Source organism: Aeromonas rivipollensis, from assembly GCF_010974825.1.
Classification (GTDB): Bacteria; Pseudomonadota; Gammaproteobacteria; order Enterobacterales; family Aeromonadaceae; genus Aeromonas; species Aeromonas rivipollensis.
Genome location: NZ_JAAILA010000007.1, coordinates 304,282 through 322,291, shown reverse-complemented (window position 1 = coordinate 322,291; position 18,010 = coordinate 304,282). Strand labels below are relative to the sequence as shown.

Here is an 18,010-nt window from a genome sequence, read left to right as displayed (position 1 = left end):
GGATTTAGTTGACCACTACATAGCCATCCTTTGCACTGTTCTGTCTTTCGACGAGCTTCTTCAAGGTCGATCCCTGCGTTGTTGTTGGTGAACTTCCCCAGGGTGACTTCCAGATTTTTGCCATCGAAGCGATAGCGAAAGACAAAGCTTACCTTTCCGCTCGGATGCCAGAACGCATTCAACCCATTTCCGCGGTCAACCTTCCGGATCGGCTTGGAGCCATCATGCTTGGTGCCAAGCATTTTTCTGAGCGAGGTGATCCCTAGTGCCATTTTAAAACCCCACTAAACCCCATAAAAAACCCCACATATGTATCCCTAACTGATATCACAACCAATCACAAGATAGGACGATGATTCTCACTGGGCCTTATATATCATGGGGCTTTAGGAGGCAAGGCGGGTTTTCTTTGGACGAGGCGAAACGTCAGTTGAGCTCTTCGATGGAGAACTCGCCAGGGATACCATCACAGGAGATGGCGAAGCCACCGCTGGAGCGGGTGCTGAACTGGATCAGAAACGCATCATAGTCATGCTCTTGCACGGGCAGGTTGATGGGTTTGCTGCGACGCAGGGGTTTGTGTGTCTGTACGGCTTTCATCATGGTATTTCTCTATATAAATTAAATAGTTGCTCCTTGTTTGGCAAATGTTAGGTCAATAGACGCGGTCAGAATCCGCGCAGGAATACCCAGCCCGAATCACGGGCGTCTGCACTATCAAGGAATATGCGGATGCATAGTTCAAATTGGGTGGGCAGATCGGGTCTGCACCGTGAGAGCCGGGCAACGCAGGCAGACAGCCTGACGGTTCTCAAGGCGAGTAAATCAGAGGAAGGTTATGTGGGTACTGGCAGGATTCATCTAACGTTGAAGCATTGCGAACATAAACAGGGCTGATTAACTAGCCGGCGCGCATTCTCTCCTCGAAATGAATAAAAAGCAAACACTAATTGTGTGATGTCGTGACGGTGGCGCATTTTTCACTGCCACGCCGCCAACGAAAAGGGCTCCCGAGGGAGCCCTTCTGCTTTGCCAGTCACGGCCTGCGGTTGACTCAGTAGTCGCCGCTGGCCTTCTTGGCGGCGGTGATCATGGGGGTGATGGTCATGCCCTGTACCACTATGGAGAACATCACCACAGAGTAGGTCATCACCAGGATCACCTCCCGCAGATCGACGCCGTGCTCCGGCAGCACCATGACGCCCGAGGGCAGCGCCAGTGCCATGGCCATGGCCAGACCGCCGCGCAGGCCGCCCCAGGTGAGGATGCGTACCGAGAAGCGGTTGTAGCTGCGGAACTTGCGGAAGGCCACATAGGGCAGGGAGACGCTGATGAAGCGGGCGGCCAGGCAGAGCGGCACCGCGATGACCAGCAGGATCCAGTCTTGCCAGGCGAGGTCCAGCAGCACCAGGGCCAGGCCGATCAGCAGGAACAGCAGGGCGTTGAGGAACTGATCCATCAACTCCCAGAAGTGATCCAGGTGGTGGCGGCTCTGCTCGGAGAAGCCGGACTGGCGGGTCCAGTTGCCTATCATGATGCCGGTGACCACCATGGCCAGGGCGCCGGAGACGCCTATCATGTTGGCAAAGGCGAAGCCTGCGGTCGGGATGCAGAGGGTCAGCAGCAGCTCCAGGGAGCCGTCGTCTGTGGCGCTGATCATCACGTGGGCGATGAGGCCCAGCACGGCGCCGAACAAGATGCCGCCGAGGGCCTCATGCAGGAACAGGCCGGCCACGCTGGTGAAGGTGGGCTCGACACCGCCAAAGGCCACGGCGAAGACGGTGGCGAAGATCACCAGGCCGACCCCGTCGTTGAACAGGGACTCCCCTTCGATCTGGATGGCGATCTGGGGCGGCGCCTTCATCTTCTTGACGATGGCGAGCACGGCAATGGGGTCGGTGGGGGAGATCAGGGCACCGAACAGCATGCAATAGACCAGCGGCAGCTCCCAGCCCAGCAGCTTGGCGATGAACCAGAAGCCATAGCCGATGATGAAGGTGGAGAGCAGGGTCGCCGCTATGGAGAGAATGGTGATCTCCCACTTCTGGCTGCGCAATGCCTTCAGATTGATGCCGAGACCGCCGGCAAACAGCAGGAATCCGAGGATCCCCTTCAGCAGGAAGTTCTGGAAGTCGATGCTTTCCATGGTCTCGACGGCCAGAGGTTCCAGATTGAACCAACCCAACTTACCAAACAGCACCATCAGGGCGGAGATCAGCATGGATCCAGCTGTGATGGCGATGGTGGTCTGGATCTTCACGACATACTGGTTGGCAAAGGCGATGAAGATCGCCAAGGCTGCCAAGAAACAGAGTGTGTAGTAGACGCTCATAGTTATTTTTCTCTTTAGTAAACAGCAAGCACGTATCCCCGTTGAGGACGGGCATAGGGTACTCTCGGGCCACATCTTACTCATTACCCATTTGTGAGTATATGCTCGAGATTTCGGACAGATAGACGGCTAGATTTCCATTTGATTTTTTTGCTGCTAGGATGGAGCTCACGCAGTTGCATGGATGTAAGGGGTAGAAGCGGTGTCGAGCATAGAGTCGAGCAAGAAGTCGGACGTAACAAAGAAACTGGAAGCCTGTCTCAAGGAGCGGATCCTGATCATCGACGGTGCCATGGGCACCATGATCCAGGGTTACAGGCTCGGTGAATCGGATTACCGCGGCGAGCGCTTCGCCGACTGGCATACCGACATCAAGGGCAACAACGATCTGCTGGTGCTGACCCGGCCGGCGGTGATCCGCGAGATCCACGATCAATACTGTGCCGCCGGGGCCGACATCCTCGAGACCAACACCTTCAACGCCACTCGCATCGCCATGGCCGATTACGAGATGGAAGCCTTCTCCGCCGAGATCAACCGCGAGGCGGCCCGTCTGGCCCGCGCCGTGGCGGACGAATGGACGGCCAAGGATCCCGCCAGGCCGCGCTTCGTGGCAGGCGTCCTGGGCCCCACCAACCGCACCTGCTCCATCTCGCCGGACGTCAACGATCCGGGCAAGCGCAACGTCACCTATGACCAGCTGGTGGCCGCCTACACCGAATCCACCCACGCCCTGATCGAGGGGGGCGCCGACCTCATCCTCATCGAGACCATCTTCGATACCCTGAACGCCAAGGCGGCTGCCTTCGCGGTGGATCTGGTGTTCGAGGAGCTGGGCTACAGCCTGCCGGTGATGATCTCAGGCACCATTACCGACGCCTCGGGCCGCACCCTCTCCGGCCAGACCACGGAAGCCTTCTATCACTCCCTGCGTCACGTCAAACCCGTGTCGTTCGGCCTCAACTGTGCGCTGGGCCCGGACGAGCTGCGCCAGTACGTGGAGGAGCTGTCGCGCATCAGCGAGACCTTTGTGAGCGCCCACCCCAACGCCGGCCTGCCCAACGCCTTCGGCGAGTACGATCTCGATGCGGGTGAGATGGCAGAGCATATCCGCGAGTGGGCCCAAAGCGGCTTCCTCAACCTGGTGGGGGGCTGCTGCGGTACCACCCCGACCCATATTCGTGCCATGGCGGACGCTGTGGCGGGCATCAAGCCGCGCCCCCTGCCCGAGCTGCCGGTGGCCTGCCGGCTGTCCGGCCTCGAGCCCCTCATCATCACGGCGGAGTCCATGTTCGTGAACGTGGGGGAGCGCACCAACGTCACCGGCTCGGCCAAGTTCAAGCGCCTCATCAAGGAGGGGCTCTACGACGAGGCGCTGGATGTGGCCAAGCAGCAGGTGGAGAGCGGCGCCCAGATCATCGACATCAACATGGACGAGGGCATGCTGGACGCCGAGGCGGCCATGGTGCGCTTCTTGAACCTCATCGCCGGCGAGCCGGATATAGCCCGCGTGCCCGTGATGATCGACTCCTCCAAGTGGGAGGTGCTGGAGGCGGGCCTCAAGTGCGTGCAGGGCAAGCCGGTGGTCAACTCCATCTCCATGAAGGAGGGGGAGGCCAAGTTCATCGAACAGGCCAAACTGCTGCGTCGCTACGGCGCCGCCGTCATCGTGATGGCGTTCGACGAGGTGGGACAGGCCGATACCCGCGCCCGCAAGTTCGAGATCTGCCAGCGCGCCTACCGGATCCTGGTAGATCAGGTGGGTTTCCCGCCGGAAGACATCATCTTCGACCCCAACATCTTCGCGGTGGCGACCGGCATCGACGAGCACAACAACTACGCGGTGGACTTCATCGAGGCGGTGAAGGACATCAAGGAGCACCTGCCCCACGCCATGATCTCCGGCGGTGTCTCCAACGTCTCCTTCTCCTTCCGGGGCAACGAGCCGGTGCGGGAAGCGATTCACGCCGTCTTCCTCTACCACGCCATCCAGAACGGCATGGACATGGGGATAGTCAACGCCGGTCAGCTCGCCATCTACGAAGACATACCGGCGGAGCTGAAGGCCAAGGTCGAGGCCGTGGTGCTCAACTTGAGTGACAGCGCCACCGAGGATCTGCTGGCCATCGCCGAGAAGTATCGCGGCGCCGGCGCCCAGGCCGAAGATCCCCGGGATCAGGAGTGGCGCAGTTGGCCCGTGGGCAAGCGGCTGGAGCATGCCCTGGTCAAAGGGATCACCGACTTCATCGAAGAGGACACCGAAGAGGCGCGGGCCGGGGCCGAGAAGCCGCTGCACGTGATCGAAGGGCCGCTGATGGACGGCATGAACGTGGTGGGCGACCTGTTCGGCGCCGGCAAGATGTTCCTGCCCCAGGTGGTGAAGTCGGCGCGGGTGATGAAGCGGGCGGTCGCCTACCTGCAACCCTACATAGAGGCGGAGAAGTCCGGCGGCTCCAGCAACGGCAAGATAGTGATGGCCACCGTCAAGGGGGACGTGCACGACATCGGCAAGAACATCGTCGGCGTGGTGCTGCAGTGCAACAACTACGAGATCGTCGATCTCGGGGTCATGGTCTCCTGCGAGACCATCCTCAAGACGGCGCGGGAAGTGGGGGCCGACATCATAGGCCTGTCCGGCCTCATCACTCCGTCACTTGACGAGATGGTGCACGTGGCGAAAGAGATGGAGCGCCAGGGCTTCAAACTGCCGCTGCTGATCGGCGGCGCCACCACCTCCAAGGCCCACACAGCGGTGAAGATAGAGCAGAACTACTCCGAACCCGTGGTCTATGTGTCGAACGCCTCCCGCGCGGTCGGGGTGGCCCAGAGCCTGCTCAACCCCGAGCTCAAGCCCGCCTTCGTCGCCCGCATCGACAAGGAGTACGAGATAGCGCGGGATCAGCATGCCCGCAAGCAGCCGCGCTCCAAGCCGGTTTCCCTGGCCCACGCCCGCGCCAACCGCCAGCAGCTGGACTGGGTCGGCTATGAACCGCCCAAGCCCCGTGTGCCGGGCGTGCAGACCTTCGAGGACGTGCCCGTCTCTGTGCTGCGCCCCTACATCGACTGGACGCCGTTTTTCCTCAGCTGGGAGCTGGCGGGCAAGTATCCGCGCATCCTGGAGGACGAGATCATAGGTGAAGAGGCGACCAAGCTGTTTGCCGATGCCAACGCCATGCTCGACCAGCTGGAGCAGGACAAGAGCGTGCGCTGCGCCGGCATCATAGGCCTGTTCCCCGCCAACGGGGTGGGGGACAGCATAGAAGTCTACAGCGACGAGTCCCGCACAGAGGTCATCAAGGTGCTGCACCACCTGCGCCAGCAGAGCGAGAAGCAGGGCTTCCCGAACTACTGTCTGGCGGACTATGTGGCACCCAAGGAGAGCGGCAAGGCGGACTGGATCGGCGCCTTCGCGGTAACCGGCGGCATCGGCGAGGAGGCTATAGCGCAAGCCTACAAGGCGGATCACGACGACTACAACGCCATCCTCATCCAGGCGGTGTGCGACCGTCTCGCCGAGGCCTTCGCCGAGTACCTGCACGAGCAGGTGCGCAAAGTGCACTGGGGCTATGCCCCCGATGAAGCGCTCTCCAACGAGGAGCTCATTCGCGAGAACTATCAGGGCATCCGCCCGGCGCCCGGCTACCCGGCCTGCCCTGAGCACACCGAGAAGGGCAGCATCTGGGAGCTGCTGGGTGTGGAGCAGGCCATCGGCATGAAGCTCACCGAGTCCTACGCCATGTGGCCGGGGGCGGCGGTGTCCGGCTGGTACTTCTCCCACCCCGAGAGCAAGTATTTCGCGGTGGCGCAGATCCAGCCCGATCAGGTGGAAGACTATGCCCAGCGCAAAGGCATGACGCTGGTGGAGGCCGAGCGCTGGCTGGGGCCGAACCTGAATTGATCCCGCTGAACTGGCCCAAGCAAGCTGAGGTGCTATGAAGATTGGATTCGTTGGCCTGGGGGCCGTGGTGGAGACCGCCTATCTGCCGGCATTGCGCACCCTGGCGCCAGAGATGGCGATCTGGGGATTCGACCCCGCCCGCAGCCTGCCGGGAGTGAGATCGCTGCCGACCCTGGAAGCCCTGCTGGCGCAGCCCCTGGATCGGTTGGTCATTGCCACCCCCTCCCTGCTGCACCTGCCGGTGCTGGAGCAGGCGCTAGCAAGCTCCATTCCCTTGATTTTAGTGGAGAAGCCTGTGGTAGCTACTCTGGCCCAGCAGGTTCGCCTGCAGGCCCTGCTGGTGGATCCCGAAGTCGCCCCCCGGGTGCTGGCGCTGGATCACTGGATGGCCCGCAACGCCGTCCAGCGGCTGCTCAGCGGCGAGCTGGGGGATGATTGGCGGCCGCAAGCCGGGCAGACCGGCCCCATTTCGCCCCTCACCCTGGCCGACGTGGCCTCGGTGGAGGGCTTTCTGCTGGAGCCCTGCGGCTTTGACGAGCAGGGGCACCCCTATGCCCTCAACTTTGCCACCGGCGAGCCGGATCGGCGGGTCCTGCGTCATCCCGACGGGGTGATCCTCGACATCGGCACCCATCTGCTGGCGATGATCCGCGAGCTGCTGGCGGCCCTCGGCGGGGATGACAGCTTGACGCTGGTGGCTGAAGGGGTAGCCGACAGGCTGGGCCAGCCCATCCCCAGTGGTGATCTCGAAACCGCCGAGGGGCGCGCCTGCCTGCGCGGCGAGGCGGCCGGGGTGCCCCTGAGGCTCTGGCTCGACAAGTACGCAGGAGCCGGGGTCGAGAAGAAGGGGTTATGCCTGCATCTCAAGGATGGGCGGCGCATAGAGCTGCTTCGCAGCGGCAATCTGGAGTGGCTGCATTTTCACGGCGTCGATGGTATGCGGGGCTGGCAACATGAGGGGCCCCTCTATCGCGACTGCATAGCCCAAACCCTGCTGGCGCCCTTGCCTGTCGCGGGCTGGGCCGGAGTCACTGCGCGCCGGTTGCAGGAGGTGGCGCTGCTGCTGAGCCTGCAGCAGGAATTACGTGGTCCTCATTGAATCTGGTATTCAGCGGTTCTTGCAGAACGCCGAATGGTGAGGGGAAAGGATTGGCGTTGCCAGTCGTTCATGGCACCTTATACTCTCCAGTCCGATTATCAGGTCTGTCATTTCCATGAATATTGCCATTTTATCCCGCGAGCCCAACAACTACTCCACCCGCCGTCTGGTCGAGGTGGCGCAGGCGCGCGGGCATCAGGTCGAGGTGCTCGACACCCTGCGCTGCTACATGAACATCGCCTCCCACAGCCCCTCCATCCACTACGAAGGACGGGAACTGGAGAGCTATGACGCCGTGATCCCGCGCATCGGTGCCAGCATCACCTTCTATGGCACCGCCGTGCTGCGCCAGTTCGAGATGATGAATACCATGGCCCTCAACAGCTCGGTGGCCATCAGTCGCTCCCGGGACAAGCTGCGCGCCATGCAGCTGCTCTCCCGCCACGGCATAGGCCTGCCCATCACCGGCTATGCCCACAGCACCCACGACGTGCCCGACCTCATCACCATGGTCGGCGGGGCGCCGCTGGTGGTGAAGCTGCTGGAGGGGACCCAGGGGATAGGCGTGGTGCTGTGCGAGACCCAGAAGGCGGCGGAGAGCGTGATCGAGGCCTTCATCCAGACCAACAACAACATCCTGGTGCAGGAGTATATCCGCGAGGCCAATGGCGCCGACATTCGCTGCGTGGTGGTGGGTGGCAAGGTGGTGGCGGCCATGCGTCGTCAGGCACAGCCGGGGGAGTTTCGCTCCAACCTGCACCGTGGCGGCGAGGCGTCGGCCATCAAGATCACCCCGGAAGAGCGGGCGACCGCGGTGCAGGCCGCCAAGATCATGGGGCTGGACGTGGCCGGGGTGGATATCTTGCGCAGTGCCCGTGGCCCCCTGGTGTTGGAGGTGAACTCCTCCCCCGGTCTGCAAGGGGTCGAAGCCGCTTCCGGCAAGGATGTGGCGGGCAAGATCATCGATTTTCTGGAGCTCAAGGCGAGTCGCAAGCACAAGCCGGCGGAATAAGCCGCCCTCCCGTCCTCTGCAAACAAGGCGCCCTCGGGCGCCTTGTTGTTATCTGGCTTGTGGGCTTGCCGGGGAGTGCCTGTTGCCTCCCTTCTCCCCTTGCGGGAGAAGGGTCGGGGATGAGGGGGAAACTATGCCTGCGTGAGGTCGGGGGCGTTCATCGCCAGCCGGGCGCTGAAAACGCCATCCTCCAGCCGGGTCTCTATCTGCCAGCCCAGCTTCTCGCAGATGCGCTGTATGATGGTGAGGCCGCAGCCGTAGCCCAGGATCTGATCCGGCGCCGCCGCGGTGGGATTGCTGATGGTGAGCACCTGCCCCTGAAGCGCGATCTCGATATGACCCTCGGCGTAGCTCAGGGCATTCTTCAGCAGGTTGCCAAGGGCGATGGCGAGCAGGGAGAGAGGGGCCTGCACCTCGCTCTGCTCGTCCAGATTGAGGCGGATATCCAGGCTCTCGCGCTGCAGCAGGGGGGCTAGGCGCGCCAGCTCCCGCTGGATCAGCGGTGCCACCCATTGCGGGGGGCGCTCGACTTCCTCCTTGCGGCCCAGCAGCAGGAAGGTCTCGGTGAGCAGGGCCATCTCGTCGCTGGCGGCCCGAATGCGGCTGGCGGCCCGGGCGGCGGGGGCGGGCAGGTCGCTCACCTTGCCGAGCAGGGCGGCCGAGCCCTGGATCACCATGTTGGGGGTGCGCAGCTCATGGCTGGCGAAGCGGCTGAACTCCTGCTCCCGGGCAAACACGGCGGCCACCTCATGCTTGCCCGCCAGCAGCGCCAGCTCGATCTCCCGCAGCTCCTGCCAGGGGGCGTCCGGCACGAAGTCGACCTGATCCGGGGTGAGGTGGGCGACGCGCTGGCGCAGCCTGTCCAGAGGGCGGGTGATGTGGCGCACCAGCCAGATGCCGAACGCTATGCAGCCGAGCAACAGGGCCAGCCCGATCAGCCGGGTGACCAGGTGCAGCCTGTCTTCGTAAGGATCCAGGTAGTCGTCGGCGTCGTCGTTGAACACCAGATAGAGCAGGCCCTGGCCCGAAGGGTGGGCGCGCACCAGGAAGTGTTTGTCCTCCTCCCCCAGCTGGTGCTCGAAGAAACCGGGGGTCTGGTAGGGTTTGAGCCAGACGGGCAGGCGTCCCGCCTCTGTCCAGTAGCTGGAGAACTGGCGCGGGCTGGGGGCGGGTGCCGCCTGGCCGAGCCGCAGCCAGTCATCGTTGTAGCGGGTGACCTCGGCCTCCAGCCAGTGGCGCAGGCTGAGCTCCTCCATCTTGTTCTCGGCCACCACCATCAGCAGGCTCAGGATCAGCAGCAGCAGCAAGCCGGCCCCGCCCAGCGCCAGGATCAGGCGCTTGCGCAGGCTCGGCAGGTTCAAGGCTGGCTGGCTCGGGGAGGCCGGGGTGCTCATGGTTTGACCAGCCGGTAACCCTGGCCGTGCACTGTCTCCAGCATGGGGCTGGGGAAGGGCTTGTCCAGGGCGTTGCGCAGGGCATAGATGTGGCTGCGCAGGGCGTCCGAGTCGGGCTCTTCATCCCCCCAGACGGTGTCGAGCACCTCCTGGCGCGTCACCAGCTGGGGGGCACGCCTGACCAGCAGAGTGAGGATCTGGAAGGGGATCTTGCCGAGCTTGAGCTCCACCCCGGCGCGGGTGGCGCGGCCCGCGCCGGGATCCACCGCCAGCTCGCCGAACGCCAGCGCTCCCATATCGCTGCGGGGGCCGCGCAGGGCCAGGGCCTGCAACCGCACCTCCAGCTCCTCCATGGCGAACGGCTTGACCAGGTAGTCGTCGCCCCCCGCCTTGAAACCTGCCAGCTTGTCGTCCAGGCTGTCGCGGGCGGTGAGAAAGAGCACAGGGGTGGCGATGCCGTCCGAGCGCAGCCGCTCGACGGTGCGCAGGCCGTCGAGGCGCGGCATCATGACGTCCATGATGATGACGTCGAAGCGCTGCTCCGCCAGCAACTGCAGGGCGGCCTGGCCGTGATAGGCGCAGTCCACCCTGTGCCCGGCCAGCTCCAGATAATCCATGACGGTCTCAGCCACCTGGGGACTGTCTTCCACCACCAGTATTTTCATGCTCTGATCTCCTGGTTTGGGCCGAGATTTCACGGCCATTTCACACCGGATGAGACATCCTGTGTGCCAGTGTAACCCCGAGGATCCCCGATGAAGAAGTCTCTCTGCGCCCTCTGGCTATTGATTTTATTGCCCTTTGGTCTGGTGCAGGCGGCCGAGTTCAAGCTGACCGGCCGCACCAGCTGGCAACTGGGCCAGTTGATGGTCAACGGCATTCCCTTCGTGATCGATGAGCAGACCCGCTTCAAGGACGGTCTGGACGAAGACGATCTCGGCGGCACCTGGGTCGATCTGGAAGGGGTGATCGAGGGAGACAGGCGGCTGGTCCGCGAGGTGGAGCCGTTGGAAGAAAAGCATGAGATGGAGCTGGAAGGGCCTGTGGAGCAGGGGCGGATCTGGGGTTATGTCACCTCGGACGACAGCCTGGCCCCCTTCGAGGGGCGCTGGCTGGAGCTGGAGTGCCGCTTCGACGGCATGCGTCTGAGCCGCTGTCGGGAGGACGACTGAGCCGCCGCACCAGTGAACCGGAAAAATTGCCCGTCCAGGCCCATAGTTAAACCTCCTCGCTGGGTTGACCATGGGCCTGCTTGCTATGACTAGAACCGCATTGTTCCTGCTGCTCTCCTTTCACGCCCTTGCCGACGAGCCCGAACTCTGGCTGGTGGAGCTGGAGCACAACGATGGCCTCCGCCTGCAATTTCAGGGGGCCGAGCTCGAGCTCGGCAGCGCCGCCCTGGTCGGAGCGGCGCAGTTTGATGATCTCAGGCCCGGCATGCACCTCGCCATCCAGAGCCGGTACGGCGTGGCCGAGCAGATCCGGGTGCTCGCCACAGCGCCGGATCCGGCCCAGAGCAGCCAGTGGTTGCGGGCGGATGACAGGCTGGTCGCCACCGCAGGAGAGAGCCTGCTGATGCAGCAACTGGGTGTGCTGGTGTTTGATGCAGGCACCCGCTGGGTGAACGGCAGCCTCGCCGATCTGCAACCGGGCCGCAGGCTGGTGCTGAGCCGGGATGATGAGGGCCGTCTGACCGAGATCCTGATCCCCAACCCGGAGGATGACTAGGGAGCTAGCGCCACGGGTGGCGCTAGCTTGCTGTCTATTGGAAGTGAATGTTCTCGAGCGGAATCTGGATCGCGTTCCATGAGGTGGCGCAGGGGGTTGGGCTTGGGTAGGTAAACTCGAACAGTTTCTGTTTATCATTGCTGACCCCCTGAATGATGAGGCGGGTTCTGCTGTCGGCGGCGGCGTAGTTGATCAGAAAGTCCCCTTGGTCAGATAACTGGTCCTGATAGATGCTCGAGCAGATATCCGAATAAATACCATCGTCAAAACTCCAAATCATCTGGCCAGTTTTGTTATGACTATCAATATCGAAGATGGCTGTCTGGCTGGTTGCGAGGTCGATGCCAGCAGGGGTGCCAGAGGGATGATTGAAACTCTTCAGCCCGTTGTTGAACAGCATCAATTTCCCTTCTTTGGTGATAGATACAGCATGCTGCCCTATAGGCACTTGCCCTGAGGAGAGTGACAAGGCCAACTTTTGTAGAGAAGGGTAGGAGTACCAGTGTTTAGTTTCATCTCCCAGTAACCAGATGATTTTCCCTGTGTTGTAATCCAGTTTTACCACGAAGTTTTCACGGCTGGAGACCAGCAAGGTGTCATCGGCTGGATCATAAGTAGCTGCGTTCATATGGAACCAGTCCACCCCGTTTCTAACAAAGTTGCTGGGGTCATCCCCCTCCTGCACCATATATTCAGAAAATATCTTGCCGAGATCCCACTCTTTAATCACATTGCCTGACTCGTCTATTTCACTTAAGAATGACTCTATTTTTAACACACCGTCAGTTGTGCCATCGAGTTCAATCAATATACCTTGTTTACCAAAATCTATATTATGATGAAAATAAGCATCGCTACCCATTGCTGTACCATTGATGTGCAAGACATCAGACTTTCCATATAGAGACAGTACATCAATGGCGGTGGCTGTACCTTTGATAGTCCCTGTCCAGAATGCATTGTTTATAAAAGCAGATGAGCCTGATGCTCTTTTAATGTTTGCATCCCAACGGACCTCACCATCGACATCCATTATGATCGGAGATTTCAGTACCCCTTTCAGATAAAAATAACTGTAACTCGGTGTGACGGTGGGCTTGATGCTGATGCCAACGTTGTCATAAATACCCGCACTATCAACATAGGTGGCCGCAGGGATCACCTTCTGAAATGAGTAGATGCTGTCATCGATATACTGAATGTCTATCGTGAGCTGATTCAGGTAGTTGTTGTAGAGGCCAAATATCGGAACTTGGACACTGTTATTTGTAGCGTCAAATAGTCCATTGTTGGATAGATAGCTCCAATCATATGTGGCAGAGACTGGCTTGGCAAAATTGCCATCTTTTGTCCTTATATGGAAGGAGATGTTTTTTATCTTGCCAGTATCCAGTCCATTCATATTTAATGCCGAAATAAACACTGATGTATGCTGATCATCTTCAATAACCTGTGTTGCAGGGTCATAAGCAGATTGCTCAGCCAGAGTCTTGCTGTCATTGCTACTGTCGCATCCATATAAGCCGAAGCAGCACATGCCAAGAATAAGTGTCTTTTTGTGGTTCATAATAAACATCATCCCTATGTTAATGAACAAGGTTCATTGTAGTGAAAAAATCATGGTTGAGTTAAAAGATAGGCCGTATATACTGGCGCCATCTTGTCGGAGTGCTGACCGTCGAACGACGCAAAGCTGAGACCGTTAATTCGGGATCCGTGGAACCTGATCAGGTTAAGACCTGCGAAGGGAAACAAGGGTAACTTGCGAGTTGCCGCGCCGGGGGAGTAGCCACTTCCCCCTTGCCTTGAGGGGAGCCCCCGGGCAAGGGCTGGCGCACAGGAGGGAGATCGTCCCGCCGCTTGCCCGTCAGGGCGGCGAATGTCCCCACAAGGGGGACGGGACGGCAGAGCAGGGATGATCCATCCCGCGCTCGCTCCCTCCTGAGAGCGCACCCAGACCGCAAGTTCATCACTTCTCCTCGAACTCCAGACAAGCAAACACCCATAACTTCAACCAGTTAATGTGAGTTTTGCTATGTCTACCTCTTCTGAAAACAGCAAGTCCGTGCCCGCCAGCCGCCGGGAGCAGCGCTCCAGTGCCCAGGCCTTTATCGACAACCTCAAGGGCATGGCCCATCCCAACTCCAGACGCATCTTCATCCAAGGTTCCCGTCCCGATATCCGGGTGGGGCTGCGGGAGATCGTCCTGGCCGACACCTTGGTCGGCGGCAGCAAGGAAGCCCCCCAGTTCGAGCCCAACGATCCCGTGCCCGTCTACGACACCTCGGGGGCCTATGGGGATGAGAGTGCCGAGATAGACGTGCGCCGCGGCCTGCCGCGCCTGCGTGAAAACTGGGTGCTGGAGCGGGGCGACACCGAAGCGCTCGAGGGTCTGAGCTCCGCCTTCACCCAGGAGCGCCTCGCCGACGAGGGGCTGGATCACCTGCGTTTCGATAATTTGCCCAAGCCACTGCGTGCCAAGCCGGGCCGCCGGGTGACCCAGCTGCACTATGCCCGTCAGGGGATGGTCACCCCGGAGATGGAATTTATCGCCATTCGCGAGAACATGGGCCGCGAGCGGGTGCGCTCCGAGCTGCTGCTGCGCCAGCATCCGGGTCAGGGCTTCGGCGCCCGCCTGCCGGAAAGCATCACCCCCGAATTCGTGCGCGATGAGGTGGCCGCCGGCCGCGCCATCATCCCCAGCAACATCAACCACCCGGAAGCCGAGCCCATGATCATCGGCCGCAACTTCCTGGTGAAGATCAACGCCAACATAGGCAACTCGGCGGTCACCTCCAGCATCGAGGAAGAGGTGGAGAAGCTGGTCTGGTCCACCCGCTGGGGCGCCGACACCGTCATGGATCTCTCCACCGGCCGCTACATCCACGAGACCCGGGAGTGGATACTGCGCAACAGCCCTGTGCCCATAGGGACAGTGCCCATCTACCAGGCCCTGGAGAAGACCAACGGCATCGCCGAGGATCTGACCTGGGAGCTGTTCCGCGACACCCTGCTGGAGCAGGCCGAACAGGGGGTGGACTACTTCACCATCCACGCAGGCGTCTTGCTGCGCTACGTGCCCATGACAGCCAAGCGCCTCACCGGTATCGTCTCCCGTGGCGGCAGCATCATGGCCAAGTGGTGCCTGTCTCACCACAAGGAGAACTTCCTCTACCAGCATTTTCGCGAGATCTGCGAGATCTGTGCCGCCTATGACGTGGCCCTCTCCCTCGGGGACGGCCTGCGTCCGGGCTCCGTCTATGACGCCAACGACGAGGCCCAGTTCGCCGAGCTGCATACCCTGGGGGAGCTCACCAAGATCGCCTGGGAGTACGACGTCCAGGTGATGATAGAGGGGCCGGGCCATGTGCCCATGCACATGATAGAGCGCAACATGACGGAGCAGCTGGAGCACTGCCACGAGGCGCCCTTCTATACCCTGGGCCCGCTCACCACAGACATAGCCCCCGGCTACGATCACTTCACCTCCGGCATAGGCGCCGCCATGATCGGCTGGTATGGCTGCGCCATGCTCTGCTACGTCACCCCCAAGGAGCACCTGGGGCTGCCGAACAAGGAGGACGTGAAGCAGGGCCTCATCACCTACAAGATCGCCGCCCACGCCGCTGACTTGGCCAAGGGTCACCCGGGCGCCCAGATCCGCGACAACGCTATGTCCAAGGCGCGCTTCGAGTTCCGCTGGGAGGATCAGTTCAATCTGGCGCTGGATCCCGAGACCGCCCGCGCCTACCACGACGAGACCCTGCCCCAGGAGTCCGGCAAGGTAGCCCACTTCTGCTCCATGTGCGGCCCCAAGTTCTGCTCCATGAAGATCACCCAGGATGTGCGCGACTACGCCGCCAAGCTCGAGGCGGTGGAGATCAAGCTGGTGGGCATGGATGGCCAGCAGGAGCGAGTGGTGGCCGAGGTGGAAAGCGGTATGAACCGTATGGCTGAGACCTTCAAGGAGAAGGGGGGCGAGCTCTACCATCAGGCGGCGGCCCTCAAAGAGGAGCGGGAAGAAGCATGAGCACCAAACCCATCGTCTGGACCATAGCCGGTTCCGACTCGGGGGGCGGTGCCGGCATCCAGGCCGATCTGCATACCATGCACGCCCTCGGCGTGCACGGCTGCTCCGTCATCTCCGCCATCACGGCCCAGAATTCGGTGGCGGTGAAGATGGTCGACCCCGTGCTGATGCAAAGCTTCTGCGCCCAGATCGACGCCCTCGGCGTCGACTTGCCACCCGCCGCCATCAAGATCGGTCTGCTGCCGACCCGGCTCCATGTGGAGGTGCTGGCCCGGCGGCTCGATACGATAAACGCCCCCTTCGTGGTCTATGACCCCGTGGCCATCGCCAGCACAGGCACCCCCATGGCGGAACCCAACATGCTGGCGGCGGTGCGCGAGCACCTGCTGCCCCGCCTCTCCCTCATTACCCCCAACGGCCCCGAGCTGGAGGCATTGACTGGCATTCCGGCGACCAGCCCGGCGTTGGTGCGGGCAGGGGCGGTGCGACTGCGGGAGCTCGGCGCCCGCGCCGTGCTGGTCAAGGGGGGGCACCTTGAGTGGAGCGGGGATCACTGCCTCGACTACTACCAGGATGCGCATCAGGAGTTCTGGCTGGCCGCGCCGCGCCTGGCGACCCGCCACGGCCACGGCACCGGCTGCTGTTACGCCAGCGCCATCGCCGCCGTCCAGGCGCTGGATTACCCGGTGGAAGACGCCATCACCCTGGCTCGTGCTTATCTGCAGCAAGGGCTGGCAGGGGCGCAGGGGGTGGGGGCAGGCCCTGGCCCCATCGCCCATCTCGGCTGGCCCGGGGATCTTGCCCACTTCCCCCGCGCCGTGCTGGCAGGGTCAAGCCTGGATCGCCGCTTTGGTCTCTATCCTGCCAGCGAGGCTCGCCTGCCCCAGGGGTCTTTTGCCCCCACCGAGCACCACCTCGGCCTCTATCCGGTGGTGGATTCGGTGCAGTGGCTGGCGCGGCTGCTGGAAGCCGGGGTCAAGACACTGCAACTGCGTATCAAGGATCTGTCCGCCGATGAGGTAGCACCAGCCATTGCCGAGGCGGTGGCCCAGGGTCGCCGCTTCGGGGCGCGGCTCTTTATCAACGATTACTGGCAGCAGGCCATAGCCGCCGGTGCCTATGGGGTGCATCTGGGGCAGGAGGACATGGAGACGGCAGATCTCGCCGCCATTCAGGCCGCCGGCCTGCGCCTCGGCATATCCACCCACGGCTACTTCGAGCTGATGCGAGCCCGGGAGCTGGCCCCTTCCTATATAGCCCTGGGTCATATCTTCCCCACCAACACCAAGCAGATGCCCTCCCGCCCCCAGGGGCTGGTGCGGCTGCACCACTACCGCGCCCTGATGCAGGACTGGCCCACTGTCGCCATCGGCGGCATCAGCGAGGAGCGCATAGCGGCGGTGAAGGCGAGCGGGGTGGGCAGCATTGCCCTGGTCTCCGCCATCACAGGGAGCGACGACTGGCAGGGGGCCACGGCCCGATTGCTGACGGCAGTGGGGGCCGGGGATCCGGCGCGCTCCGCCATAGCGGTGCAGGAGGTGGCACATGCGCTCTGACGAGGCGTCTCTTCGTGACGAAGAGTATCTGCGCTACGGCAGGCAGCTGATGCTGGCCGAGATAGGGGAAGAGGGGCAGGTGCGGCTGAAAGCCAAGTCGGTGCTGATCGTCGGCCTCGGCGGCCTCGGCTCGCCGCTTGCCCTCTATCTCGCCGGAGCCGGTGTGGGCACCTTGTGGCTGGCCGATGGCGACACGGTCGATTCCAGCAACCTGCCGCGCCAGATCCTGTTCGATGGGGAGGGGCTGCGCCGATCCAAGGCCGAGCTGGCACGGGAGCGGTTGGCGGCTCACAACCCCCACGTCGAGCTGATCGCCATCAACCAGCGTCTCGACGCCCATAGCCTGCCAGCCTTCGTGGCCGAGGTGGATCTGGTGATCGACTGCTGCGACAACCTGGCCAGCCGCCATGCCATCAACGCCGCCTGCGTGGCCCAGGGGAAACCCTGGATCTCCGCCGCCGCCGTCGGCTGGCAAGGGCAACTGATGGTGCGAAGCGCGCCTGAACATGCCTGCTACGCCTGTCTCTACCCGGCGGACACCGAGATAAAGGAGAGCTGCCAGAGCAGCGGCGTCACAGGCCCGCTGGTGGGAGTGATGGGTTCCCTGCAGGCGCTGGAGGCACTGAAACTGCTGCTCGGGCGCCCCAGCCCGGTGGCGGGCACCCTGCGCCGCTTCGATGCCCTGGCCCATGAGTGGCAGTGCCTGCAGTTGCCCCCCGATCCCGCTTGCCCGGTGTGTGGCAGCCATAAGGATGACCAATGAATATTCGATTGAACGATATCGAGCTGACGCTGTCCACCGGCCAGCGCCTGACCGAGCTGCTGGTGGTGCAGGAGATTGCCCCCCAGGGGGTGGCGGTGGCCCTCAATGGCGCCGTGCTGCCCCGCAGCCGCTGGCCAGAGACCCGCCTCAATGACGGGGACGAGATCCACCTTTTCACTGCCATCGCCGGAGGCTGAG

15 protein-coding genes and 1 riboswitch are annotated in these 18,010 nt (G+C 62.2%); of the genes, 9 read left to right on the top strand and 6 right to left on the bottom strand.

Annotated features, from left to right (window positions below):
• From G4923_RS05250 to G4923_RS05240, 3 genes are all read right to left on the bottom strand, one after another.
• Positions 1 to 272, bottom strand: a 272-nt coding sequence (locus G4923_RS05250) for an Arm DNA-binding domain-containing protein (protein ID WP_240455259.1), incomplete at its 3' end; no start/stop codon positions are given.
• 154 nt (positions 273 to 426) lie between these two features.
• On the bottom strand, positions 427 to 603 hold the full coding sequence (locus tag G4923_RS05245) for a hypothetical protein (protein WP_005326732.1): 177 nt from the start codon (positions 601 to 603) through the stop codon (positions 427 to 429).
• A 451-nt stretch (positions 604 to 1,054) separates the two neighbouring features.
• Complete coding sequence (locus G4923_RS05240; RefSeq protein ID WP_106885175.1) at positions 1,055 to 2,332, bottom strand: cation:proton antiporter; 1,278 nt, start codon at positions 2,330 to 2,332, stop codon at positions 1,055 to 1,057.
• Positions 2,333 to 2,534: 202 nt separating this feature from the next.
• On the opposite strand from G4923_RS05240, the gene metH reads away from it, so the two are divergent.
• The 3 genes from metH to rimK all read left to right on the top strand — a co-directional run bounded on the left by metH (position 2,535) and on the right by rimK (position 8,341).
• The gene (metH, locus tag G4923_RS05235) at positions 2,535 to 6,230 is read left to right on the top strand and encodes a methionine synthase (protein ID WP_163135879.1); all 3,696 of its coding nucleotides are present in this window, start codon (positions 2,535 to 2,537) and stop codon (positions 6,228 to 6,230) included.
• Between the two features lie 34 nt (positions 6,231 to 6,264).
• Positions 6,265 to 7,329 carry a Gfo/Idh/MocA family oxidoreductase gene (locus G4923_RS05230; RefSeq protein WP_163135871.1) on the top strand — a complete coding sequence of 355 codons (1,065 nt, stop codon included), beginning with the start codon at positions 6,265 to 6,267 and terminating at the stop codon, positions 7,327 to 7,329.
• A 115-nt stretch (positions 7,330 to 7,444) separates the two neighbouring features.
• Complete coding sequence (gene rimK, locus G4923_RS05225; protein WP_025325466.1) at positions 7,445 to 8,341, top strand: 30S ribosomal protein S6--L-glutamate ligase; 897 nt, start codon at positions 7,445 to 7,447, stop codon at positions 8,339 to 8,341.
• A 131-nt stretch (positions 8,342 to 8,472) separates the two neighbouring features.
• On the opposite strand, the gene G4923_RS05220 is transcribed toward rimK, so the two are convergent.
• Both G4923_RS05220 and G4923_RS05215 read right to left on the bottom strand, forming a co-directional pair.
• Positions 8,473 to 9,702 carry a sensor histidine kinase gene (locus G4923_RS05220; protein ID WP_111910745.1) on the bottom strand — a complete coding sequence of 410 codons (1,230 nt, stop codon included), beginning with the start codon at positions 9,700 to 9,702 and terminating at the stop codon, positions 8,473 to 8,475.
• A 29-nt stretch (positions 9,703 to 9,731) separates the two neighbouring features.
• The gene (locus G4923_RS05215; RefSeq protein ID WP_106885170.1) at positions 9,732 to 10,400 is read right to left on the bottom strand and encodes a response regulator transcription factor; all 669 of its coding nucleotides are present in this window, start codon (positions 10,398 to 10,400) and stop codon (positions 9,732 to 9,734) included.
• Between the two features lie 90 nt (positions 10,401 to 10,490).
• Here G4923_RS05215 and G4923_RS05210 point away from each other — a divergent pair, with 90 nt between their 5' ends.
• Together G4923_RS05210 and G4923_RS05205 are read left to right on the top strand one after the other, a co-directional pair.
• Positions 10,491 to 10,907, top strand: coding sequence for a hypothetical protein (locus G4923_RS05210; RefSeq protein WP_163135869.1), 417 nt, complete (start codon positions 10,491 to 10,493; stop codon positions 10,905 to 10,907).
• Positions 10,908 to 10,992: 85 nt separating this feature from the next.
• Positions 10,993 to 11,463 (top strand): hypothetical protein, encoded by a 471-nt coding sequence (locus tag G4923_RS05205; RefSeq protein ID WP_163135867.1) that lies wholly within the window; start codon positions 10,993 to 10,995, stop codon positions 11,461 to 11,463.
• Between the two features lie 34 nt (positions 11,464 to 11,497).
• Here G4923_RS05205 and G4923_RS05200 read toward each other — a convergent pair whose 3' ends face one another.
• A complete protein-coding gene (locus G4923_RS05200) occupies positions 11,498 to 13,030 on the bottom strand; it encodes an aryl-sulfate sulfotransferase (RefSeq protein WP_163135865.1) in 1,533 nt (510 codons plus the stop codon).
• 87 nt (positions 13,031 to 13,117) lie between these two features.
• A riboswitch (TPP riboswitch) is annotated at positions 13,118 to 13,231 on the top strand.
• A 267-nt stretch (positions 13,232 to 13,498) separates the two neighbouring features.
• On the opposite strand from G4923_RS05200, the gene thiC reads away from it, so the two are divergent.
• The 4 genes from thiC to thiS are packed head-to-tail and all read left to right on the top strand — an operon-like array spanning position 13,499 to position 18,009.
• Positions 13,499 to 15,493: a phosphomethylpyrimidine synthase ThiC gene (gene thiC, locus G4923_RS05195; protein WP_163135863.1), complete on the top strand. Its 1,995-nt coding sequence runs from the start codon at positions 13,499 to 13,501 to the stop codon at positions 15,491 to 15,493.
• A complete protein-coding gene (gene thiE / locus G4923_RS05190; RefSeq protein ID WP_163135860.1) occupies positions 15,490 to 17,049 on the top strand; it encodes a thiamine phosphate synthase in 1,560 nt (519 codons plus the stop codon). Before thiC ends, thiE begins: the two co-directional genes overlap by 4 nt.
• Positions 17,039 to 17,812, top strand: a complete 774-nt coding sequence (locus G4923_RS05185; RefSeq protein WP_163135858.1) for a HesA/MoeB/ThiF family protein — start codon at positions 17,039 to 17,041, stop codon at positions 17,810 to 17,812. The genes thiE and G4923_RS05185 overlap by 11 nt, the downstream gene beginning before the upstream one ends.
• A complete protein-coding gene (gene thiS / locus G4923_RS05180) occupies positions 17,809 to 18,009 on the top strand; it encodes a sulfur carrier protein ThiS (protein ID WP_163135856.1) in 201 nt (66 codons plus the stop codon). Before G4923_RS05185 ends, thiS begins: the two co-directional genes overlap by 4 nt.
• The last annotated feature ends 1 nt before the right edge of the window (position 18,010 follow it).